Raw genomic sequence first — 23,239 nt, 5'->3', positions numbered from 1 at the left:
CTGCGAGTAAAGACTTGTCATGTCCATCTTGCCATTCAATGAACCCATTCTTGGCGGAGCAAACGGAAACCTCAAAGGTTTTGCGGCGGGGGGCTGGTCATGTGAGGAAGGCACGGCCGACTTCACTTGGACAGAAGCCCTTGAGGCCAAGCTGCAATTCAATGCCCGGGTCACTTCATCACCTATCCACCTAAGCCTCGTCGGGTTTCCCTATCTGGCTGACGGCCAAATCAAGCGCCAGCTGGTTTGGGTTCACCTGAATGGGATGTACTGCGGTGCCTTCGAAGCGACAGACCGATTTGAAGTGGCTCTGCCGATTCGATCATCCTGGCTTGAGCCTCGTGACAACACCATTACTTTCACATTTCCACAGGCCGTCGCGCCTGCAGCGCTGGGCCTCGGAGCGGATCAGCGTCTGCTGGGGGTCGGCATGTACAGCATCGAACTGCGCACGGGTTGAGTCCTGCGCGCGCCCCCGAATCCAATTCAATTGAGCTTAGGTGATGACTAATTCTGCCCACGCTGTCGCTGCGGCCCACGGTATCGGGAACATCGACGTTTTCGATGACTTCACGATCTCAGGGTGGGTCTGGGACCCCGATCATCCAGACGAATCCGTCTTGGTTGAAGTGCTTGATGGCGACGTTCAACTGGCCACGGTGCGTGCAGACTTGCCCCGGCCAGACTTGGCAGCGCTGGGCATGGGCAATGGCCGGCATGGCTTCACCATGAGCTTCAGCCCGACCATTTTTCCGTTCGCGCGTCACACCCTTCACGTGCGTCGCGCACGCGATGGCGTAGACATTCCTGGCTCGCCCCGCGTGTGGGAGAAGGCTGGTAGTGGCCTGGATCGCAGCACGCGCAGCTACGTCACGGGCTTGTTTCAAGCTGAAGCAGCGGTTGCCAAAACAATTGACGACATCAACTTCGCGCTTTCGTTCGCCGTGGATCAACTGCGAACCCTGCTGGTGCGCCATCAGGAGTTGGCGAGTGAGACGAATGCCCCAAATTTGGGCGAACTCGCGAGCCTGCTCGATGCAGCCGCACCTTCGCAGTGGGTGGCCGCAGCGGGTCAGTCCATCTCCACCAAGTATCCGCCTGTTCAACTTCCGGTGTTTGAGCGGCCGTTGGTGTCCGTCATCGTGCCGGTGTATGGCAAGTTCCAGTTGACCTACGACTGCATCAAGTCCATTGCTGAAAACCTGCCGGAGACCAGCTTCGAAGTCATCGTTGTTGACGATTGCTCCAAAGACGAAACCATCTTGGCTTCCCTGGTGTTTGGGGGTTCCGTGCGTGTTTTGCGCAACGACACCAATTTGGGCTTCGTCAAAGGCTGCAACCGTGGTGCGGAACACGCGCGTGGCGAGTACCTGTTCTTCTTGAACAACGACACCTTGGTCAAGCCCGGCTGGTTAGATGAACTGGTCAAGACCTTCGCCAACGTCCCCAACGTTGGCATCGCGGGCTCCAAGCTGCTGTTTGGCGATGGCAGCTTGCAAGAGGTGGGCGGCATCATTTGGCGCATGGGTGATGGCTGGAACTGGGGGCGCAACGGCAACCCAGAAGAGCCCCGCTTCAGCTACTTGCGCGACGCAGACTACGTCTCGGGCGCGGCCCTGATGATCCCCACGGCCTTGTTCAGGCAGCTCGACGGCTTTGATCTCCACTTCGCCCCGGCTTACTACGAAGACACCGACCTGTGCTTCCGGGTTCGGCAAGCCGGCCACCGCGTTGTGGTGCAACCCACCTCTGTGGTCGTCCACCTTGAAGGCCAAACCAGCGGCACCAGCGTGACAGGTAGCGGCATGAAGCGCTATCAGGCGGTGAACCACCGCAAGTTCTTCGACCGTTGGAAGAACGTCTTGGCAACCCACCGTTTCAACGCCCAGCAGCCCGAGTTGGAATGCGAGCGCCCCGTCAAGAAGCGCGCGCTGTTCATTGATGAGAGCGTTCCGACCCCAGACCAAGACGCTGGTAGCAATGCAGCGGTGCAGCACATCAAATCTCTGATGCGCTTGGGCTACAAGGTGACCTTCATCCCGGCCGACAACATGGCCAAGATCAGCCCTTACACCGAGGCCTTGCAAGCCATTGGCGTCGAGTGCGTCTATTACCCGTTTTATTGGAGTGTGGAAGAGTACTTCCGCAAAAATCAGCAGCTCATCGACCTGGTCTACCTGCACCGCTTCAATAACGGCACCAAATATGCGGGGATGGTCCGCCGCCATCAGCCCAATGCCCGCGTGCTCTACAACGTCGCAGACCTCCACTACCTGCGCATGGAGCGCGAGGCCGAACTCACCTCCGATGCTCAATTGGCGCAGCGCGCCGCAGCCATTCGGCTGGAAGAGCTTTCCGCCATCCAGGCAGTGGACGCCACCATCGTTCACTCCGGCGTGGAAAAGGAAGTTTTGGCAGGAGTTGCACCGAGAGCCAACGTGCATGTCGTACCTTGGACATACACGTTGCGGCCCGTGCGCACGCCGGCGGAGCAACGCAAAGGCGTTGTGTTTGTGGGGGGTTACCGACACACCCCTAATGTGGACGCCGCCAAATGGCTGGTCGAAGAGATCATGCCCCTGGTCTGGCGCAAGGCTCCAGATATTTCCGTGACCTTGGTGGGCAGCCACATGCCCGACGCCGTCAAGCAGCTGAGTTGCGACCGTGTTCACACCGTGGGCTATGTGCCCGACGTGATCGACATCTACGAGCGCTGTCTCCTGAGTGTGGCGCCGCTGCGCTACGGCGCTGGCGTCAAGGGCAAGGTGCTAGAAGCCTTTGCGGCGGGCATTCCTTGCGTCATGACAAGCTGCGCAGCCGAGGGCGTGATGGTGGACGGCCCATTGCGCGAGCTGGTTGGGGATTCACCAGAGGCCATCGCTCAGAAGATACTTGCGTTGCACGCGGACCGACAGTTGGCTGCCTCAATGTCTGAGGCAGGCCAGACTATGATTCGCGACCACTACGCAGCCCCTGTGGTCGACAACGCCATAGCCGCCGCGCTCGCAGTATCAGCCAGCAGTTAAACCCATGAGCCACCCAGCCCCGCTCCGCAAAATCATCCTGCATTACCACCTTTTCAAGAATGCAGGCACCTCGGTGGACCAAGTTCTTCAGCAGAACTTTGGCAGCCGGTGGGTCACGCGCGAGTTTCAGCACAGGGGCAACCCTGCCGTGCACCGCAAAGAAGTGGCTGAGTGGATCGTGGCGCACCCTGATGCCTGTGCCTTTTCTTCTCACACGCTTGAGTTGCCTCCGCCCCAGATCGACGGTGTGGAGATCTTGCCGGTGATCTTCATCCGCCACCCCATTGACCGCATTGTGTCGGCCTACTCCTTTGAGCGCAGGCAAGGCGGAGATGGCTTTGGCAGCGTGTTGGCACGGCACACCTCGCTGATGGGCTACATCGAAGTCAGGCTTTCTTTGTGGCGCGACAGACAGTGCCGTGACTTCCATGTGGATCGGTTCGCGCCCATGTTTCCGGCCGACAGCGGCACGGAGCTTCAGCGTGCCAGCCGTGCAGTCGCGGCGCTGCCCTTTGTGGGAGTGGTTGAGGAGTTCGCGGCCTCAATGGCTCAACTGCAGAGGCTGTTGCGGCACGCATTCCCGGACTTTGCGGTGCACACCGTCCATGCCAACGCCAGCCGAGATGTCGAAGCGCCACTGTCGCAGAGGCTCGACAAGCTTAAGGCAGAGATTGGCGACGCCTGCTTTGCAGACCTACTCGCCAACAACCGAGACGACTTGCTGTTGCACCAGCAGGCCCTTGACAGACTGAAGTCTGGTGCCTGAATTGCCTTTTTGTAGCCCCACTTCAAACGGAACACCCTATGGAAATCGCACAACTCGCCCGCAAAGCTTGCGCAGCCTGCCCCGAAGTTACGGAGCGCGACATGATCAACATCGTGCGCGAGATCTTCAACACCATGCGTCAAGAGCTCGTCGACGCGCCTGAAGGGAAGGTCAAGTTCTTGCCTCTGGGCACCGTGCACGTCATTCAACGTGAAATCGACAACAAGCAAACCGGAGAGCGTGTCGTGGGCCGCCGGTTCAATCTTGTACTCAAAGACTGAAGTTTGAACAGGGAGGACCGAATGCTGATCACCGCCACCAAACAAGACGAAAAAGCCATCACCCCACCGGATAACTCGCTGTACGGCTACCCAGAAGCCGAGGTCGCCCTCGACCAACTGGGCGACTACCTCGGGAGCGTTCAAGACGACACCGTCCAGGTGCGCGTGAGCTTGGGTAACGGCACCAAAGTCGCCATTCACCTCAACCGTGCGGTCAAGGCAGACCACTTGGTGGTCATGTTCCATGGCATGCGCCGCGTGCCCAAAGAGAAGTCCCTGGCCATGTTCTTCCGGCACCAGTGGACGGGCGTTTACAACGCACCCATTCTTTGCATTTCTGACCCCACGACCGACGGCCCCAGCGCCACGCAAGGCCCTCGCTCTGGCTTGTGTATTGGGTCGCCCAGCGACCCCCTGGCCCCACAGCTCAACAAAATCATTGACGCCGTTTGCCAGCACCTCCAGATCGCGCTAGACCACTGCGTTCTCTATGGCGCCTCCGCGGGCGCAGGCAGCGCCATCTTGGTGGGCGCGCAGCGCACTTCTGGCGGCGGCGTCGTCGGCGTTTGCCCGCTGCTCCTGCTTGATAAGGTAAAGGGCCAGTCCGTGGGGGCGGCCGCTGAGGCTGTGGGCCTCACTGAGGCAGAAGTCCGGACACTGCTGACCGAGCGCCCTGAGTTGATCTCGCCGATGCATGCCATGCAAGCCAGCATTCAATCGGGCTCCCCAACCCGCTTCTTCATCGCCCAGTGCAAAGAAGACAACCTTTGGCTCAGCCGCAACTTCCGCCACCTATGGCAGTTCTTTGAGCTACCTCTTGGCGAGGGTGGCGGCGTCGACCGAACAGGCAAATTGAGCGTCGCCACTTACTCCTCTGTCACCGGCCATGGTGCAGAGCCAGGAGTGCTGAGCCGCGCCCTGTGGCGTGCGGCCATGGCCCATGTGCTGCCCAAAGCCACCTCCTTAGTTTGACCGCCACCCGAGGTAAAACAGCTATGCAAACCACCTTCCTTCGCCTCTTAGCCATTGCCGTCACGGCGTGCGGCATGCTTGGGCATGCGTGGGCGCAGACGATCCCTACGCGTGGCCCGTATGCCTACTTGGTGCACTCCTCAACGGCCATCACCAAGGTCCTGAATGTTCCTTTCAGCACCAGGTCCAACCCGCTGAAGACTCACTTCACAACCTCCCTGCGCAAAGACCTAGAGCTGACACAAGACACGCTGACTTTGGAGCTGGATGTCTACATGCCGCCCACCGCCACTGCGGCAACGCGCCAGCCCTTGGTGGTGTGGGTGCACTCGGGCAACCTGGTCAAAGGTGCCAAAGAAGAGAACGCCGACAAGCTGCTGTCCTACTCCAGGGCTGGGTATGTGGCGGCCGCGGTGAACTACCGCATGAACAAGACCACCCCCAAGACGCCTACAGACATTCAGGGCGCCCACACCCGCGCCATGGAAGACGTGGCCAACGCGGTGCGCTACTTGCGCGTCAATGCCGCGACCTACGGCATCGACCCCACCCGTGTGGCGGTGTTGGGGATCTCCTCGGGTGGCACGTTGTCCATGATGATGGCCACCGACAGTGAAACACTGGTAGGGGCGATCAATGACTTCCCGGGCGTGTCTGCCAAAACGGATGCAGCCGTTTCCACCGGGGCAACCTTTGTTCAGCCCACCTACAACGCGTTCACCTTCTTGACCACAGAAGAAGACGACACCGACGTGCTGCTCTTCCACGCCAACCCAACAGATCGGTCCACCAAGGCCACGTGGGAAGGCAATGCTGTGCCCACCTGCAACTGGATTTCTTCCTCGGGAAACGTCTGCCAATTGGTGGCCCAGCCTGACATGACCCACACGGTCAATTTGAACGTGGGGCCGAGTGAGTTTTGGCCCTATGTGAGAGAGTTTCTGTGGTTCAGGCTGCGCCTAGATGAGATTTCGAAGTGAAGAAAGAATATGAAGATATTGCTTCATGTTGGACGTCATAAAACAGGAACCAGTTCATTACAGCGCTATCTTAACGATAACGCAAAGAGCTTGTCTGAGTTAGGTTACCTGTACCCTAACGCTGGTAAGCGAGGCATAGCGCATCACGAGCTGGCTGAGTCCTATTCCAAGACAAAAAATAGGCTTGATCCAGATGGGGCGAAACTGAAGCGAGAAAAATTATTGCGTGAGCTAAACCTGGAGATTCGCCCGCATCACCACACCATAATACTCAGCTCCGAAGCGTTTCAAAATGCAGCGGTGAAACTGGTACAAGCCGACTTCAATAAGGAATTCACAACGATATGCATGTACATACGAGAGCAGTATGACTACATGGTTTCTGCGTATCAGCAGCGTATCCAAGCGCAATTGGAAAATTGTACTCTCAGAGAGTTCGCGACGACCTTCAAAGTAACATATTCAGAAGCTCTTTCTGAGTGGGTGAGTTTTTACGATCAAGAAAATTGTATATTCCGTATTTTCGAAAAAGAGGAGTTGCACAATAAAAATGTCATTGCAGATTTCTGCAGAGTCAATGAAATTCGATACGTTTCAAATGTGTGTGCGAGCAATGAGTTTGATCAGAATCCGTCTATTGGGGGGGCGTTGCTTGAGCTTAAGCGGATAATTAATTACTTCTGTGCTGACGATGGTTGTCCAAAGAGACTATATCAGGTAATAGGAAAAATGGCGTTTTCCGAGCGGTCCTTCCGAATTAGGCCAACACTCAAATTGGCCGAGATTCAAGAGTATCGCGATTTATATAAAAAAGATAACGATGCTGTCGAGAAGCAATTTTTCGATAGAGAAAGGCCCTTGTTTCGAATCAACGCCAAGGCAGAAATAACACAAGAACCAATTGTCGGTCTAGGTGAAGCGATTGCGAGGTTGCTAACCATTGACAAAAAAATTCAGCCATGGTTTTTGGGGATCCTTACCGGAATTCCAACTTTAAGAGATTTGGCGCAAAATTATCAGGTCGCCGGGGATGCAGATGTTATTTCGGCAAGGATCGGCCGTAATTTGCCATTAAGAGATATTCGAGGTTTCTATGCGGCCAATGAATTGAGCTTGGAAGTAAATTCATATAGCGCGCTATAAAACTAGCAAGATCAACGGCAGGAAGTAACCTGCACTGAGAGTAGAGCGATGAGCGAACAGAAAAAACCGAGTCTTCAAAGCCTCATAGATGCTTATGAAAATAATACGCCGCGAGGTAATAACGGCGGCGGTGATCAATTCAAAAAATCATCTCATTTAATCGATCTAAAGCCGTACGAAAATGTTAGGCGAACCAATAGAATATTAGACTTGGCGCATGATTTTGTAGCGCTAGGATGGCATTCTTGTGAAAATCATCGTGGAACGCAGGTTCGATGGAGCGGGCCAGTTAATGTTTCAATATTGGAGATGAGCATGGCGAATGTGGAGTCAATAGATTTTGATATTGCCTTCCCAATTGGTTTGTCTATCGATGATGTTGAGTTATTTGTAAATGGTCATGCTGTGGATCTGGATAAATCTATTGAAAAAGGACGCTGCGTATTGAAGCTTGATGAATATCAGATTGAATCTAACATTATTAGGTTGAAATTTAATTTGAAAAAGCTTGTCCAAGTTTTGCCGGATAAGCGCTTGCTTGGAATTTGTGTGAGCGCATTCACGGTTGATATGAAATGAAAAAAGTACTGATTGTCTCCCCAACCCCTTCCAGAGATGCATTTGCTGGCAATCGGTTAAGAGTAAGGCAACTTGGCCTCTTATTCCAAGAGCGTGGATATGAAGTTGTTTTTGTATACATCGCCCGAGAGTCCATCGTTGACCGCGAACGAGTGGAAATGGCTGAGGAATGGAATCGATATTATGAGGTTGCATACGATCGCACTACTGAGCGAAAGACTCATGATGACAAGAACTTAGAGGTCGATGAGTGGGTGAGTGCCGATGTTTTGGAGCAAGTACGTGCGATTAATGAAATTGAGCAACCACAAGTAGTTCTCATCAATTATGCATTTCTCTCTCGATTATGTGTTTTGGCAAAAGATTGGCAGACTACTATTATTGATACCCATGATATTTTTGCTAATCGATTCTCGGAACTCAAAAAATTAGGGTTGCCCCCCTCATTTTTTTCAGTAGCTCCCGAAGGAGAGAAAAAGGCATTGAAGCGATCAGATTTGGTTTTGGCAATTACAGATGAAGATGCTTGCTATATAAAAGAGGCCTATGGCATTGATGCTATTGTCGTGAACTACATTGAGAAAAATGAGCCAGTGAAATTGGCAAGATCGTCAAAGATCGGCTATTTATCAGGAAACAACAAAATAAACGTCTGCTCCTTTGTTAATTTCATCAAGTCACAAGGGGTGTCAGAGATTGCGTGCAAGTTGAAGGGGTTGGAAATAGTCGTTGCGGGAACAATATGTGCTGACTCGGAGGTTATTGCAGTAGCAAACGCGAATAAAAATTTAATACAACTAATGGGGCCAATTGCAGATAAAGCGAAATTCTATCAAGCTGTTGGAGTGGTAATTAATCCGCAAGTATCTGGGACGGGTCAAAAGATAAAAAGCGTAGAGGCGCTTTCATACGGTGTTCCAATAATTTCTTACTATGAGGGATTAAAGGGAGTCTGCGATGAGAAAAGCACTTATGTAGTTGCGGACGAAGCTGAGTTCACAGATCGTTTAGATAAATTCGTAACGGATAGCGAATTCAGAAGAGAATACTCAAAGAAGACCAGGACAATATGGAGTGAATACAAAAAGAAGATCGATGGGCAAGCAGATCTGTTGATGTCGGCAGTCAGTGAAACGGCTAAAACGAAGCTGATCCCGAAGAAAATAAATATCGAAAGCTGCAAAGCACTGCTCATTACAGATTTCCCTTTTTGGAAAGATAAAAATGGGAAATCTGCTCGGGTTGATGCTCTAGTCAAGTCAGTGCCGGATTCCGTTGAATTGCATGTATTCGCGTTCTGCTCGATTGGAAGAATAGATAGGGCTCTAATCGAAGAAAAATATTCTAAAGTCGTATTCCATTCTTTTAAGGAATACGAGGTCTCTGAGGCTGCCTACTTTGAAGAGAGGTTGTTATCGAGGCTGACCGGAATAGAAAGAAAGAAATATAGTCGCGCCTATTTTTCCGCAATTCAAGAATTCTTGAAGTCAAATACCTTTGACTGGGCGATCATTGAGTACATCTATCTGGCTTATCTGCGGTTTGCAGTGAATTTTCCTTCGCGGAAGATAATTGACACACACGATGTGATGCACTTGAGGGAATGGACGTTCTCGAAATTCGACAAAAAGCACTGGCTGAGTGTTGCCCCCAGAGAAGAGCTTCAATTGCTAGATGAGTTTGAATTGGTGCTAACAATTCAGTACGAAGAGTATGAATATTTGTCGATGCATCTCGGGCAAAAGTCACTGGTTGTCCCTCACATTCCTACCAAGACAGCATTAAAAAAGAGAAATCCAAGCTCGCAAAAATTGCGAATAGGATTCATTGGTACGGACAGTCCAATGAATTTAGATGGCATAAGATACGTGATACCAATGTTGGGCAATATGTATCAGGTTGGAAAATTCGAATTGATTGTCGCGGGGAGCGTCTGTAATAATTTAAGAGAAGAGAGGGAGCTTCCTTTTGTTAAGGTTCTTGGAGTAATAGACAGCCCTGAATCTTTCTATGAAAATATAGATCTTACAATCAATCCTTGCTTTTACGGGGGGGGGCTAAAAATAAAAACAATTGAGTCACTTGCCAACGGTATTCCAGTTATAGGAGCGTATGAAGCATTTCGGGGGATGCCGGTTGACAAGAAGACGAGTCTGCCATTCATTGCCGTAGCTTCAGAGAGTGCCTTCTTGCATGCAATAGAAGCTCTGTGCTCCGATCGAAAATATCTGGAGGAAATGCAGGCCTGCTGCGATCTTTATCTTGATGAATATTTTTCTGAAAAGATGTATTCTGAATTTTGGCGTAGGGTGAAGTTGTGATAACGAGAATTCAAATCTGCGGAGATCTCTTGCGGCCGGCTAGAAGCGGCTTTAGGCCTACCCAGAATGCCAATATACGATGGCTGTATGAGTGTTTGCGTGCGCCGTTGACATCAGTTTCGGGATTGCCTGTTTTTCCGGTCTATTGGGGAGACGGTCAATTTGACGGCGAAAAGGCTTATGACATTTTAGGCCTAGAGAAAAGCTTGGCAGGTTGGGGTTCGACATTTTCGATGAGTGAGGTTAGCCCTGATTTTATTGAATACTTGGGTGATGCATTCAAAGATAGTCTTGTTATTTTGTTCGAAGGTAATCCAATATTTAAAATGGTGTTCAATTACTTGAATATTCCATATGTGGATGTGGTTATTCACCCTGTTCGTTTCATGCCGAACTTATTGTTTGGGGTTAAATCAAACGTAAGAGGCGGGAATGTATATCTGCAGTCCTGGGCGATTGACCGAAGTGTGATAGAAGATTATGCGGGGTATATCAAGGCAGGATTTTCGAAGAGAGATGCCGTTCCTGAACTATCGGATGCGACAGACGTAGCGTTGTTGTTTTTGCAGACGGATGATGATCGGTCGGTGGTTTCAAATGGAAAGTTCCTCTCGGTAGAAGATTTCCAAGAGGAAATTTCGCTATTAGTCGGTAGGCATCGTAGAATAATAATAAAACGTCATCCCCTAAATAAAAATGACGTCAGCTACTTTCGATGTGGGCTATCTTTTAGAAGGTTTGAGGAGACCGATATTAGTCCTTATAAGTTATTTTATCTGTATCCGCGGTCCACTGTGTATGCCATAAGCTCTAGTGTGTGTCATGAGTGTAAATTCTTCGGCGTCGACGGAAGGGTTCTATATAGGCCGCCGTTTGAAGTTGGATATGCAGGTGAGCAACTTCATGTGGGTGGTTACTCTTCATTGTATGAATCCCTATTTAGACGGGATTTTTGGTATGGCTATTTTCGCGACTGCCTTTCCATTGACTTGGGGAAGGTGGATTCAAAAATGGTTCATTTGCCCATGCCAGAGAATTTCACCCGAATTATGCTGAACTCCTGGTGGGGTTATGACAAAATTTTCTCCTAATTTGGAACTATGTTATGACTAAGAAAATTTTGAGCGGAAAGGAAGTTTCGCTTGCTGATTTTTCGGAGTCTGGAGTAATCGATTACAAGGTCGAGCTTCAGAGTGTTCCAGGCTTTAACTGGATAAAGAGAGACTTCGATCTGACAGACAATAAGCATGAAGTTGTAGTGGCCAGAGATGTGATCTGTCATAGTATATTCAATGTGTTCTCCGTTGCCGAGGGGGTGCATCTTAAAAATCTAAGTTATCCCGCCGTCCTAAATACATTTAAGGTCGAACATTCGCGCAGCGGAGATGCCCTCAGTGTTGCGGTTCCGGGTTACATTAAAAAAATTGCTGGGCCTGTATTCATTATCGGTGGGCACAATAACCACTATCATTGGTTGTTGAATTGGTTTCCAAGGGTGATGCATCTGAAGCGATTCGAGCTGATATCTCGATTTCCTGATTTGAAATTTCTGGTTTGCTCCGGTTTGCCGTCCGTCTACTATGATATGTTCGACAGCGTCGGAATCCCTAGGGAAAAATTGATTATGCATGGAATGAGGGATGCGGTGCATATCGAATGCGCTGTCTTTTCCAATTTTTTTTCCAGTCATAATTATTATAGGGATGTGCTTAAATTTTATCGTGAGGGAACATTTTGTTCGAGCGCCCTCGATAGCAATAGAGCACGTCGTGCAATATTTATTAATAGACAAAATTTAAGTTCTTCGCGAAGAAAAATTGCAAACTTTGAAGATTTGTCTCGAGTTTTGATTTCGCGTGGTGTAAGTAGTGTGGAGCTTGATGGAGTATCTGTGGAAAATCAGGCTCATATCTTTGCCAATTCGAGCACCATAGTTGCGGGTCATGGTGCAGGCCTTGCAAACCTTGTATTTGCAAAGCCGGGCACTAAGTTGATTGTTTTTGAGAATAAAATAAATAGTGAGTTTGTTTCGCTTGCCTATTGGCTTGGGTTGGAAGTTTATGCTATCCCTACTGCGCAGGTTGAATATGAGTCGGGAGGTTCAGGGGAAGTTCGTGAACCGAGACTGCGTGATTTCTATGTGGACTGTGAATTTTTTTCTACCTTGTTAGCCAAGCTTGAAAACTCTTCTCCGTGGTATGTTAAATTTTGAGGAAAAGATATGATTGTTGAATATGAAGGCATGCGCAATGATGCTCCATTCACCCTAATTGGCGGCCTGAATGTTCTGGAGTCGGAGGACTTGGCACTTCGAACCTGCGATAGCTTTGCTCGGGTCACCCAAAAGCTAGGTATTCCGTACGTTTTCAAGGGATCTTTTGACAAGGCGAATAGGTCTTCAATCAGATCGTATCGAGGTCCTGGGTTGGACGAAGGGTTGCGAATGCTAGAGAAGGTTCGCAAGACATTCAATGTCGCGGTTCTTACCGACGTACATGAGGTCACTCAATCCAGTGCTGTTGCAGAGGTTGTGGATTTTCTTCAACTTCCAGCATTTTTAGCTCGGCAGACGGACCTTGTGCTGTCGTTAGCTAAAACAGGAAAACCCATCAACATCAAGAAGCCGCAGTTCCTGAGCCCTTCACAGATGGCCAATGTAGTCGCCAAATTTGAGGAGAGCGGTAACAGTCGCATTATGCTTTGCGATCGAGGAACTATGTTTGGATATGATAATTTGATTGTGGATATGTTGGGCTTGGGTGTAATGAAGCGGATCCCTGGAGCGCATCCGGTAATATTTGATGCAACTCATGCGTTGCAGTGCAGAGATCCATTTGGGGCGGCATCTGGTGGACGGCGATCTCAAGTTACTGAGTTGGCGAGAGCCGGTCTTGCGACTGGAATAGCCGGTCTATTTCTCGAAGCGCATCCAGAGCCCAATCATGCCTTGTGCGATGGCCCGAGCGCGTTGCCTCTGGAAAAGCTGGAGGCATTCCTTACCCAAATGAAAATGCTTGACGATTTGGTGAAGTCCTTTCCCGTTCTTGACACGCAGTGAGGGCGTATTTTGAAACCGATATTCTTGCTGTTTGGCAAGGCCGGCCAAGTTGGCTGGGAGCTCCAGCGCGCCTTGGCGCCGTTGGGCGAGTTGGTGGCGCTGGACCACGACAGCACCGAGCTGCACGGCAACTTTGCCCAGCCTGAAGCCCTGGCTCAAACCGTGCGTACGGTGCGACCGCAGTTGATCGTCAATGCTGCGGCCCACACTGCAGTGGATAAAGCGGAAAGTGAGCCAGACTTGGCTCGCGCCATCAATGCCACCGCGCCCGGCGTGTTGGCCAGGGAGGCCGCAGCCCTGGGCGCCACTTTGGTGCACTACAGCACCGACTATGTGTTTGATGGCTCAGGCACCCACGCGCGTGACGAGCAAGCCGCCACCAACCCCCTCAGCATCTATGGCGCCACCAAGCTGGAAGGCGAGCAGTTGGTGCAAGCCAGCGGCTGCCGCCATTTGATCTTCCGCACCAGTTGGGTCTATGCCGCACGCGGCGGCAACTTTGCCAAGACCATGCTGCGCCTGGCGGCAGAGCGCGACGCACTGAACGTGATCGACGACCAAATCGGCGCCCCCACCGGGGCTGAGCTGCTGGCTGATGTCACCGCCCATGCGGTGCAAGCCTTGGCGCAGCGCCCAGACTTGTTTGGCCTCTATCACTTGGTGGCAGGTGGCGAAACAAGCTGGTATGCCTATGCCCGCCATGTCATTGAATGGGCCCGCGCCAATGGCCGCCCCATCAAAGTGGCGCCTGAGGCCATTCGCCCCATTCCCACCTCCGCCTACCCGACGCCTGCAGCGCGCCCACTGAACAGCAGGCTCAGCACCGCCAAGCTGCAACAGGCTTTTGGCTTACGCCTGCCAGCCTGGGAGCAAGGAGTGGAACGCATGTTGCAAGAGCTGGGCTGAAGCGTACTTTGGGCTTGGCGCTCTCACTGATGACCCCGACGCCGCGGGCGATTTCACGCAGTTCTTCGCGGACGAATTGACTGCGGCGGGTAAGGGCGGGCTGCAAGTTAACGACGCAAAGTGGGAGGCTCAAAGCTCGCCAGCCCCATGCGTGCCCGTATCTTGGTTCGCCTGTTCGTGACGTAATTCGGCCCCCCACCAAGCACCCCATCAGAGGGGGCGGGTGGCTGATGTGGCTCTGCTAGCATCTGCTGCTCGGCTGCCTATAGGGCGGCAAGAGTCACATCAATAAATTACAAGGGATCGTCGCGTGAGCCTCGTCTCCATCGTTGGTGCGTTAGCACGTCTGCTGCAAGACCAGACCCGCCTGTACCGGCTGCAAGGCCCGGCTGAGCTGGCGCCGCTGCTGGTGGAGACCTTTGCGCTGCAGGCGGCTGTCAACACCCCTTGGCGGCTGGACGTGGGCGCGGTGGCGGCCGATTGCGCGCTCAACCTGGATGGCGCCCTGGGCCGGCCTGTGAGCCTGCTGACCCACCTGGCCGACGGCGGCGAGCACCTGCACACCGGCTTGCTGCTGGGCGTGCACTACGGCGACACCGACGGCACCCTGGCCCGCTACCGCCTGCGCTTGGGACCTTGGCTCAGCCTCTTGGCCCACACCCAGCGCAGCCAGGTGTGGCAAGAGCGCACGGTGGTCGAGATCCTTGACAGCGTCTTTGCCCACTACCCCGCTGCCGCTTGGCGCTGGGCCCCTTGCGTGGGGCCGCACTTGGCCCAGAGCCCCCAAGGCGCAGACGGCCTGCGCAGCCTGTGCACCCAATACCGCGAGAGCGACCTCGCCTTTGTGCAGCGCTTGCTGGCTGAGGAAGGCCTGAACTACCGCTTTGAGCCAGATGGCACAGCCCCCGCTGGCCACGTGCTGGTGATCTTTGCCGACAGCACCAGCGCCGACGCCTGCCCTGAAGACCTCTGTAGCGTGGCCGCTGGCGGCGTGGCCTTCCACCGCGCCGAGAGCGTGGAAGCCCGCGACACCATCCAAGCCTTTGGCGGCGTGCGGCAGTTGCCCGTGGCCGAGACCGTGGCCCTGGCCTGGGACTACCGCGCCAAAAGCGCCGTGGCCGGCTCCACCCCCACCGCCAGCAGCTATGGCGGCCCACACGCCCCGCGCCTGCAGGCCTATGACGCCGCAGGCGCCTATGCCTTTGGCAGCAGCGCCGCCGCCCAGCGCGCCACCGAGCTGCAGCAACAAGCCCACGAAGCCCGCGCCAAACGCTGGCTGGGCCGCAGCACCGTGCGCAGCTTCAGCCCCGGCCAGCGCTTCACCTTGGCCGGCAGCATGCTGGACGCGCTGGATGCACTGAACACCACCACGCCCGACCGCAAAGTCTTCTTGCTCACCCAGGTGCAAGCCGCAGGCGTCAACAACCTGCCCAAAGACTTGGTGCGCAGCATCCGCCACGCCCTGGGCCAAGGCTGGCGCCCGCCAGAGGCCGACCCGTGGGCCCCAGGGCCAGACCAACTGCCGCAATGGCTGCCCGCAGAGCTGCGCCAACAGGCCCGCCAGCGCGGCTATGCCAACCACTTTGAAGCCAGCCGCGTGGCCATCCCGTGGCGGCCGCAGCTAGAAGACGGCAGCGGCGTGCGCCTGAACCCCCGCCCCACCGGCCCCGGCCTCATGACCGCCACCGTGGTGGGGCCAGACGGCAACACCCAAGCCAGCGGCGCCGACGAGCTGCACATGGACGCACTGGGGCGCGTGCGCATCCAGTTCCCTTTCCAGCGCCACGCTCTTCAGAGCGGCAGCGGCCTGCCCAACACCAGTGCCAGCAGCACCTGGGTGCGCGTGGCCCAAAGCGCGGCCGGGCCGGGCATGGGCACGCAGTTCATCCCCCGCATCGGCCAAGAGGTGATCGTCACCTTCTTGGATAACGACATTGATAGGCCCATCGTCACCGGCACGCTCTACAACGGGCAAGGGGAGGGCGGCCAGGCGCCGACGCCGGGTGGGGTGAACCAAGACAGCGACACCAGCGTCTTTGCCCACAGCTCAGACCACCAGCCCAGTGCCCAAGGCAACCTGATGGGCGCGGGCCACAGCCCCGCCTGGCATGGCGCCAGCCCGCACAGCCACAGCGCGGGCGGCCAAGCCAACCCGGCCGCACTCAGCGGCTTCAAGACCAAAGAGTTCGGCGGCCAAGGCTTTAACCAACTGGTGTTTGACGACACGCCCCAGCAGTTGCGCACCCAGCTCGCCACCAGCCAACACGCCACCCAGCTCAACCTGGGCCACCTAGTGCACCAGGCCGACAACCACCGAGGCAGCTTCAGAGGCCTGGGCTTTGAGCTGCGCACCGACGCCTATGGCGCCATCCGCGGCGGCCAGGGCGTGCTGATCAGCACCTATGGCCTGCCCGAGCAAGAGCCCGCAGGCGACAACGTGGCCGGCATGGCCCTGGCCAAGCAGCTCCAAACCCTGGGCCAAAGCTTCAGCCAAGCCGCCACCACCCACCAAGCCGTCAAGCTGGCGGGGCACGCAGGCAGCAGCGGCGCAAACAGCAGCAGCCTGAGCCCAGAGCACGCCCCCTTCAACGCCCTGCACACCGCACTGAGCGGCCTAGTGGGCCAAAGCTGGGAGCAAGCCCAAGGCGACGCCGCCAGCATCAAAGGCACCACCGACAAGGCCCAAGCCCTGCCCCACACCACCGCACCCGTGGTGGCCATCAGCGCCCGCGCCGGGCTCATCCAAACCGCAGGCCAAGACCTCCACGCCGCCGCCGCCGAGACGCTCACACTCGCCGCCGGCCAGCACAGCAGCGCGGCCACCGGCGGCGCCCTGCGCATCCACAGCGGCCAAGCCATCGGCATGCTGGGCGGCGCCATCAAACCAGGCACCGAAGCGGCGGGCACCGGCATCAGCTTCATCGCCGCCCAAGGCGACCTGAGCCTGCAAGCCCAAGCCAGCACGATGCAAGTGGCCGCCAAGGGCCGCATCAACATCCAAAGCGCCAACAGCCACATCGACTGGGCGGCAGCCAAGAAGATCAGCCTCACCACAGCCGGCGGCGCCAACATCACCCTGGAGGGCGGCAACATCACGGTGCAGTGCCCGGGGACGATCACGGTGAAGGCGAGTGTGAGGAAGTTTGGGGGGCCTCAATCCACAGATTTCCGCTTTCCTGAACTGCCCCAAACACCGTTTGAGCCGGTGGAAATGCAATTCAAGCTAAGAGTTCAAGATCTGCCTGGCAGTCACGGTGCTCCAAGAGCGTTTTCTCCTTGGTCAATCTATAGATCTAGCGACGGCGCCAGTGTCGAGGAGCTGCTTTTCGCGGGTCAAACGGATGCGGACGGAAACTTGGTCTTGAGCGGACCGGAGGAAGAAAGGCTTGCACAAGCCTATGCTGCGACCCCCTGCTCCCTTTGGATCAAGACCTTGGGCCATTCCAGAAAGCTCGACATTGCATTCGAGCGCTCACACTGGACTTCTGCCGACAAGGCCATTGAGGCGCTGGCAGCGATGGACTATCTGGCTGAAGCGGGACCGCACAGCGCAACAAGAGCCGACAGAGTCGTCGGAGCAGATACCGGCCACAGTGGGTATCCCTTGTGGAACGAGCTAAAAAATCGTTGAGGGGGTACTAATTAATGAGCTTTGAGAGCTTTGATTACCCAGAGACTTCGGGCAAGTTCAATGCCATTGCTTTTGACGGCGACATTCGTCAAACCAAAGGCGTTGCCACTCAATTCAGAGATTTGCGACAGCAACGCGGCCTGGACAGCTCGTTTGCACCTGAGCGGTATGGCAACAAGGCGCAGGCCTTTACCACCGGTGAAGAGTATTTCTCGGACGTATTCGATGCCATCTCGAAGGCAAAGACGAGCGTCTTCATTCTCGGTTGGCAGGTCAACTGGGCCGTCAAGCTCAAAGGCGACAAGCGATTGATTGATGCGCTTCAAGCTGCCGTGAAGAATGGTGCCAAGGTCTATGTGATGCCTTGGCTGTCTCCAAAGTTGGGCGTGAATACCGGAGACTTTGGCACGATGCTGGCAGTGTCCTCGCTCAACGCGGGACATGCTCAGCAAGTGGCCTTTTGTTGTCCTGCTGGTTTGCAAAACGACTATGAAGGCCTTGAGGAGACGTTCTTCAGTCATCACCAGAAGCTGGTCGTGATTGACAACGAAAAGGCGTATGTCGGCGGTATCGACCTGGCTTTCGGCCGACGTGACGACGCCAGTTTCTCTTTAGCGCACGGGTGGCGCAGTGGCCCGGAGGTCTACAACACCGGTGTTCCCCCAATGCAACCCCTTGCGCCCGGCCGTGCCGCGAGCTTTTTGGAAGAGAGCGAGTTGGCCGCTAGCACGCTGACGCCCCCTGTCCTCAACAAGCTGATGCAGTTGCAAAATCAGGCCAAAAACCTTGTTGTCGGAGGCAAGTATTCGCCTGTACGCTGGGCGGTAGACGGCGTTCACAGTTGGTGGCACTCACCGGCTCCGGAATGGCTCCTCGGTTTTCAAGAAGGCGTTGGCGAGGCCGTTGACGCCGTCAAATCTCCCGTTTTGGACCCAATCAATCGCAGGGTCGATCAAGCGAAGCAGGCTGCCGCCGACCAAGTCGTTGTAGAGATGGGCAAGGGCCAAGTGACAGAGGCTAATGTGACGGCCTTGATGGCCCTGGCCAAGCAAGCGGTGCGAGAGGCGTATGTGGGTTTACTCAAGACGCCTTGGGCACAGCGCAGCCCCAATAAGGAGTTGCTGACCGCAGGTGTGCAATCCATGCCTGTCGGAGGAATGGCCTATTGGGCACGCCAGCCGCGCATGCCTTGGCAAGACATTCAAGTTCGCATCGAAGGTCCTTCGGTGTATGACTTGTCTATGAACTTCATTCGACGCTGGAACAGCCTCCAGACGCAACTAGGTCCAGAGGTCGTGGCTAAGGCAGCCATTAAGACGACCTTGTTTCCCAAGATTCCGGCATCAGGCCAGGGCAATGGGGGGCAAGGGGGCATGAAGATTGATGTTTTGCGCAGTGCGCCCTTGGAGTTGCAGCGCGATGAAGCCAAGGCCACTCCTGGGCTTGCCAAAGCTCAGGGCCCGCAACGTGAGATTCACGATGCCATGGTCTCAGCCATCTTGAACGCCGAGCGCTTCATCTACATTGAGAATCAGTTCTTTCAGAGTGGGTTTGGCACGCCGTCGGTAAAGGGAAATGACCGCGAGTTGGAGTCTGCTCCTATGCGCTATCTGCAATCCATTCCGGGTAACCGCATTCAAGCGGCAGTGACGCGCACGGGTGCAGCACACGCTAAGCAGTTTCCCCAGAACCATATTGCCCGCGCCATTGGAGACAGGATTGAGGACGCCATTCGATGGGATCAGCCTTTCCACGCCTACTTGGTGCTACCGGTACACCCAGAAGGCAGCTTGGCAGATATGGCTATCGTCGGCCAAATCCACTGGACCATGCAAAGCTTGGTGTTTGCCCAGCACAGCTTGGTTAATCGTGTGCGTCTGGCCTTATACGCTCGACGAAAAGTCAAGAACCCTTTGAACAAGGCGGAGTGGGATGCAGCAAAGGCGGAGGGGGCCGCAATACGCGAAGTCGATGACGTTTCGAGCCCGGTATGTGCGCTGGAAGTGGACCTGAAGGACATAGCGCCTTACCTCACCCTGCTCAACCTGCGCAGTTGTCAAACGGTGGAAGGGGCGGCTAGCACCGAGCAGGCCTATGTGCACAGCAAACTCTTGATCGTGGACGATCTCGTGGTCATCGTGGGCAGTGCCAACATCAATGACCGCAGCTTGCATGGAGGGCGGGATTCAGAGCTGGCGGTGTGCATCACCGACTTGGCAACCCAGCGGGCCCCCATCGACGGCAAGAACCCTATTGTGGTGCGGACCTTTGCCCATGATTTGCGCAAAAGCCTGTGGGCTAAGCACTTTGGCTTGCGCGGGCATACCGATTTGATTCAACCGGCGAGTTCATTGTCCAGTGTCTTGGACAAACCTGCCGACCCCGCCACTTGGCAGGCCATTCAAGCCGTGGCCGCCGCCAATGCGGCCCAGTACCACCGCAGCTTCGAGTGGACCCCCTGTGCTGATGCGAACCGACCTTCCTCCATCTGGCCGGTGTGGCCTCATGGCCAGAAAACCAAGAGCCGTGTCCATTTTGATGTCAACAGAGAGCTGTCGGCCTTCGCAGATCGTATGCCCTTCAGTGAAAAGTTTTGGCAGCGGCCTTTTAGAGGAAAGGCCCCCAAGAACTTAAAGGGCTATATCTGTGCCCTGCCGCTCACCTGGACCCGTGATGAGAACAATCACCCCAATATGAACATGATCTTGCTGACCGACAACCACCACCCCAGCACGGCACCGGCAACAGCAGTGGCCACTGTGCAGGGTTCCAGCAAGTCAGAAGGGGCAGCGTGATGATCAACCCGCGCATGAGGATGAATTGCTTGGCCCTGTTGTTGGCAGCGCCGCTCATAGGTTGCGGAGCCAAAGGCAGCGACATCAAGGTTGACAGCGTTGAGGTGAGTTCTCTCGCCGGTTGGAAGCCAGAGTGCGTGGGGCGATGGTGGGTCAATGTTCCAGAGCCTATTGACTTGGGCGCGTCTTACTTTAGAGGAGGGGACTCCCCAAGGTTTCGAGATTACTCCGGATCAGCCCTCAAGGAGTTCACGAGCGCCCGAGGCAAGGTTTTCATCGGGCCTGTCGGCTTCAGCGAAAGTGTCCCTTTGGCAGAGTTGGAGGTTCCAAAAGACTATGTGTGGCGCAAGTCAGGTGATGCAACAACAGCCTTCGACGTGATCGCCCAGTTGGCTGCCAGCAATGCTTACCGTTGGGCAGGCTATCCAACTAAGCAGCAAAAGCCCGTTGACATCCACTACACGCCCAATTCAATTGCTTGGGCAACCAATGGGAAGTTCTTGGTGTCCAAGCTCGGAAAGGACGACGAGCGCGCCCGCATTTTCTGGAAGGACATCGATCAGGTACCTAGGCCAGAGCATTTCTCCGAAGCCGAGAAAAACCCTCCCATGCCGGCTGACCAGTTACCGCTGGCTCAAGAGGTTATTAACAAGCTCTGGCCGCGCTACAGCCCACGTAAGCCTGGGCAAAGCCCTCAGGGGCCTGGCATTTGCACTCCGCATGGTTTTTTCGCTGACCCGCCTGACAGTACAGAACGCGACAGTGGTGTGGGCATCAGCTTTGTGGACCCGCGCTTCGCGAATTTGGCGCTGCATGTCGAGATCAGCACTCGTATGCCACATCTGGAGACAGGCTTGATTCCGAGCGAAGACATTCGGCAGGCCATGACCCCTTGGGAAGCGGCAGAAGAAATTGCAAAGGAAAACAAAAAGCGCTGCCGACCACAGCAAGGCACATCCAGCCGTGACATCTTGGGATGCAGCTTGGCCGGGGCTACGGGCATCGACAGCCACTGGGACGTTCAATACATCAAGCTGGCCAACGGCCAGGAAGCTCGAGTCATGACTGTCATCTACATTGGCGCGTTCAACGATTACAAAGAGTATGAGGTCATCGTCGAGACGGCGGGCAAGCGTGGCGCTGTCGCTGAACCACGCATCGTCGTGACTGCTGAGGGGTATGGCAGTTTGTCGCAGGAGCCCCCCTTCAGGGGCAAGAAGCCGCCACCCGTGCAGGAGGCCTTCAAGCTGGCAGTAGCTATCGCGAAGTCGCTGCGCCCACGTGACGAGGCTATTGATACTCGTCGGCCGGTGGTGGACTCCTTTGCTAAGTTTCGCGAGTGAGCCGTTGTGGATGCTGTAACTGCGTGGCGGGCGACGGCTCTCTAACGCGCAGCCTTGAGCATGGATGATCGAGCGTTTGCCCTTGCCTGGACCGATGCTTCTTTAGCTCGCTCTTGATCGTGGACGATCTCGTGGTCATCGTGGGCAGTGCCAACATCAATGACCGCAGCTTGCATGGAGGGCGGGATTCAGAGCTGGCGGTGTGCATCACCGACTTGGCAACCTTGATGTCAACAGAGAGCTGTCGGCCTTCGCAGATCGTATGCCCTTCAGTGAAAAGTTTTGGCAGCGGTCTTTTAAAGGGCAGGGCCCCAAGAACTTAAAGGGCTGTATCTGTGCCCTGCCGCTCACCTGGACCCGTGATGAGAACAATCACCCCAATATGAACATGATCTTGCTGACCGACAACCACCACCCCAGCACGGCACCGGTAACAGCAGTGGCCACTGTGCAGGGTTCCAGCAAGTCACAAGGGGCAGCGTGATGATCAACCCGCGCATGAGGATGAATTGCTTGGCCCTGTTGTTGGCGGTGCCGCTTATAGGCTGCGGAGCCAAAGGCAGCGACATCAAAGTTGAAAGCGTTGATGTGAGTTCGCTCGCGGGCTGGACTCCGGAGTGTGTGGGGCGCTGGTGGGTCAACCTACCAGAGCCCATTGATGTTGGCGCATCCACTGTGGTCTCAGCCGCATCCAACTTTACGTCGAGAGAGTACCCAGAGTTTTGGGACTACTCCGCTTCAGCCCTCAAAGAGTTCACGAACGCCCGAGGCAAGGTTTTCATTGGGCCTGTCGGCTTCAGTGAAAGTGTCCCTTTGGCAGAGCTGGAGGTTCCAAAGGACTATGTGTGGCGCAAGTCAGGTGATGCAACAACAGCCTTCGACGTGATCGCCCAGTTGGCTGCCAGCAATGCTTACCGTTGGGCAGGCTATCCAACTAAGCAGCAAAAGCCCGTTGACATCCACTACACGCCCAATTCAATTGCTTGGGCAACCAATGGGAAGTTCTTGGTGTCCAAGCTCGGAAAGGACGACGGACGCGCCCGCATTTTCTGGAAGGACATCGATCAGGTACCTAGGCCAGAGCATTTCTCCGAAGCCGAGAAAAACCCGCCCATGCCGGCTGACCAGTTACCGCTGGCCCAAGAGGTTATGAACAAGCTCTGGCCGCGCTACAGCCCACGTAAGCCTGGGCAAAGCCCTCAGGGGCCAGGCATTTGCACTCCGCATGGTTTTTTCGCTGACCCGCCTGACAGTACAGAACGCGACAGTGGTGTGGGCGTCAGCTTTGTGGACCCGCGCTTCGCGAATTTGGCGCTGCATGTCGAGATCAGCACTCGTATGCCACATCTGGAGACAGGCTTGATTCCGAGCGAAGACATTCGGCAGGCCATGACCCCTTGGGAAGCGGCAGAAGAAATTGCAAAGGAAAACAAAAAGC

At 55.1% G+C, this 23,239-nt stretch carries 17 protein-coding genes and 1 pseudogene; all 18 read left to right on the top strand.

Going from position 1 to position 23,239, the window contains the following annotated elements; translation table 11 throughout:
• Positions 1-19 precede the first annotated feature (19 nt).
• A complete protein-coding gene (locus KAK11_RS00090) occupies positions 20-460 on the top strand; it encodes a hypothetical protein (RefSeq protein WP_210804928.1) in 441 nt (146 codons plus the stop codon).
• Between the two features lie 43 nt (positions 461-503).
• On the top strand, positions 504-3,026 hold the full coding sequence (locus tag KAK11_RS00085) for a glycosyltransferase (protein WP_210804926.1): 2,523 nt from the start codon (positions 504-506) through the stop codon (positions 3,024-3,026).
• A 4-nt stretch (positions 3,027-3,030) separates the two neighbouring features.
• Positions 3,031-3,792 (top strand): sulfotransferase family 2 domain-containing protein, encoded by a 762-nt coding sequence (locus tag KAK11_RS00080; protein ID WP_210804924.1) that lies wholly within the window; start codon positions 3,031-3,033, stop codon positions 3,790-3,792.
• A 101-nt stretch (positions 3,793-3,893) separates the two neighbouring features.
• A complete protein-coding gene (locus KAK11_RS00075) occupies positions 3,894-4,073 on the top strand; it encodes a hypothetical protein (protein WP_210804922.1) in 180 nt (59 codons plus the stop codon).
• Between the two features lie 21 nt (positions 4,074-4,094).
• Positions 4,095-5,045 carry a hypothetical protein gene (locus tag KAK11_RS00070; RefSeq protein ID WP_210804920.1) on the top strand — a complete coding sequence of 317 codons (951 nt, stop codon included), beginning with the start codon at positions 4,095-4,097 and terminating at the stop codon, positions 5,043-5,045.
• A gap of 23 nt (positions 5,046-5,068) precedes the next feature.
• Positions 5,069-6,025 (top strand): alpha/beta hydrolase, encoded by a 957-nt coding sequence (locus tag KAK11_RS00065; RefSeq protein ID WP_210804918.1) that lies wholly within the window; start codon positions 5,069-5,071, stop codon positions 6,023-6,025.
• A gap of 9 nt (positions 6,026-6,034) precedes the next feature.
• Complete coding sequence (locus KAK11_RS00060; RefSeq protein WP_210804916.1) at positions 6,035-7,168, top strand: hypothetical protein; 1,134 nt, start codon at positions 6,035-6,037, stop codon at positions 7,166-7,168.
• A gap of 48 nt (positions 7,169-7,216) precedes the next feature.
• Entirely contained in the window at positions 7,217-7,747 is a 531-nt protein-coding gene (locus KAK11_RS00055; RefSeq protein ID WP_210804914.1) for a hypothetical protein, read from the top strand.
• Positions 7,744-10,068, top strand: coding sequence for a glycosyltransferase (locus KAK11_RS00050; protein WP_210804912.1), 2,325 nt, complete (start codon positions 7,744-7,746; stop codon positions 10,066-10,068). The genes KAK11_RS00055 and KAK11_RS00050 overlap by 4 nt, the downstream gene beginning before the upstream one ends.
• Positions 10,069-10,163: 95 nt before the next feature.
• Positions 10,164-11,159 (top strand): hypothetical protein, encoded by a 996-nt coding sequence (locus KAK11_RS00045; RefSeq protein ID WP_210804910.1) that lies wholly within the window; start codon positions 10,164-10,166, stop codon positions 11,157-11,159.
• Positions 11,160-11,173: 14 nt separating this feature from the next.
• Complete coding sequence (locus tag KAK11_RS00040) at positions 11,174-12,280, top strand: glycosyltransferase family 61 protein (protein WP_210804908.1); 1,107 nt, start codon at positions 11,174-11,176, stop codon at positions 12,278-12,280.
• A 9-nt stretch (positions 12,281-12,289) separates the two neighbouring features.
• Positions 12,290-13,126 carry a 3-deoxy-8-phosphooctulonate synthase gene (gene kdsA / locus KAK11_RS00035; RefSeq protein WP_210804906.1) on the top strand — a complete coding sequence of 279 codons (837 nt, stop codon included), beginning with the start codon at positions 12,290-12,292 and terminating at the stop codon, positions 13,124-13,126.
• A 9-nt stretch (positions 13,127-13,135) separates the two neighbouring features.
• The gene (rfbD, locus tag KAK11_RS00030) at positions 13,136-14,032 is read left to right on the top strand and encodes a dTDP-4-dehydrorhamnose reductase (RefSeq protein WP_246498176.1); all 897 of its coding nucleotides are present in this window, start codon (positions 13,136-13,138) and stop codon (positions 14,030-14,032) included.
• 310 nt (positions 14,033-14,342) lie between these two features.
• Entirely contained in the window at positions 14,343-17,663 is a 3,321-nt protein-coding gene (locus tag KAK11_RS00025) for a type VI secretion system Vgr family protein (RefSeq protein ID WP_210804904.1), read from the top strand.
• Positions 17,664-17,677: 14 nt separating this feature from the next.
• A complete protein-coding gene (locus tag KAK11_RS22095) occupies positions 17,678-20,458 on the top strand; it encodes a hypothetical protein (RefSeq protein ID WP_210804902.1) in 2,781 nt (926 codons plus the stop codon).
• Positions 20,455-21,801 carry a hypothetical protein gene (locus KAK11_RS00015; protein WP_210804900.1) on the top strand — a complete coding sequence of 449 codons (1,347 nt, stop codon included), beginning with the start codon at positions 20,455-20,457 and terminating at the stop codon, positions 21,799-21,801. The genes KAK11_RS22095 and KAK11_RS00015 overlap by 4 nt, the downstream gene beginning before the upstream one ends.
• 104 nt (positions 21,802-21,905) lie before the next feature.
• Positions 21,906-22,016: pseudogene (locus KAK11_RS21625) on the top strand (hypothetical protein); the annotation flags it as partial.
• Between the two features lie 298 nt (positions 22,017-22,314).
• On the top strand, positions 22,315-23,239 hold a 925-nt coding region (locus KAK11_RS00005; RefSeq protein WP_210804898.1), incomplete at its 3' end, for a hypothetical protein.

The sequence above is a fragment of the Ideonella paludis genome (assembly GCF_018069865.1).
In the GTDB taxonomy this organism is placed as follows: Bacteria; Pseudomonadota; Gammaproteobacteria; order Burkholderiales; family Burkholderiaceae_C; genus Ideonella; species Ideonella paludis.
Note: the sequence above shows the minus strand (reverse complement) of the source record. Positions and strands in the feature narration are given on the sequence as shown.

What these genes read in the sequence shown, in the direction of transcription:
- KAK11_RS00090 (WP_210804928.1), top strand. Translation starts at nt 20, where the DNA reads ATGTCCATCTTGCCATTCAATGAACCCATTCTTGGCGGAGCAAACGGA.
- KAK11_RS00085 (WP_210804926.1), top strand. Translation starts at nt 504, where the DNA reads ATGACTAATTCTGCCCACGCTGTCGCTGCGGCCCACGGTATCGGGAAC.
- KAK11_RS00080 (WP_210804924.1), top strand. Translation starts at nt 3,031, where the DNA reads ATGAGCCACCCAGCCCCGCTCCGCAAAATCATCCTGCATTACCACCTT.
- KAK11_RS00075 (WP_210804922.1), top strand. Translation starts at nt 3,894, where the DNA reads ATGATCAACATCGTGCGCGAGATCTTCAACACCATGCGTCAAGAGCTC.
- KAK11_RS00070 (WP_210804920.1), top strand. Translation starts at nt 4,095, where the DNA reads ATGCTGATCACCGCCACCAAACAAGACGAAAAAGCCATCACCCCACCG.
- KAK11_RS00065 (WP_210804918.1), top strand. Translation starts at nt 5,069, where the DNA reads ATGCAAACCACCTTCCTTCGCCTCTTAGCCATTGCCGTCACGGCGTGC.
- KAK11_RS00060 (WP_210804916.1), top strand. Translation starts at nt 6,035, where the DNA reads ATGAAGATATTGCTTCATGTTGGACGTCATAAAACAGGAACCAGTTCA.
- KAK11_RS00055 (WP_210804914.1), top strand. Translation starts at nt 7,217, where the DNA reads ATGAGCGAACAGAAAAAACCGAGTCTTCAAAGCCTCATAGATGCTTAT.
- KAK11_RS00050 (WP_210804912.1), top strand. Translation starts at nt 7,744, where the DNA reads ATGAAAAAAGTACTGATTGTCTCCCCAACCCCTTCCAGAGATGCATTT.
- KAK11_RS00040 (WP_210804908.1), top strand. Translation starts at nt 11,174, where the DNA reads ATGACTAAGAAAATTTTGAGCGGAAAGGAAGTTTCGCTTGCTGATTTT.
- kdsA (WP_210804906.1), top strand. Translation starts at nt 12,290, where the DNA reads ATGATTGTTGAATATGAAGGCATGCGCAATGATGCTCCATTCACCCTA.
- KAK11_RS22095 (WP_210804902.1), top strand. Translation starts at nt 17,678, where the DNA reads ATGAGCTTTGAGAGCTTTGATTACCCAGAGACTTCGGGCAAGTTCAAT.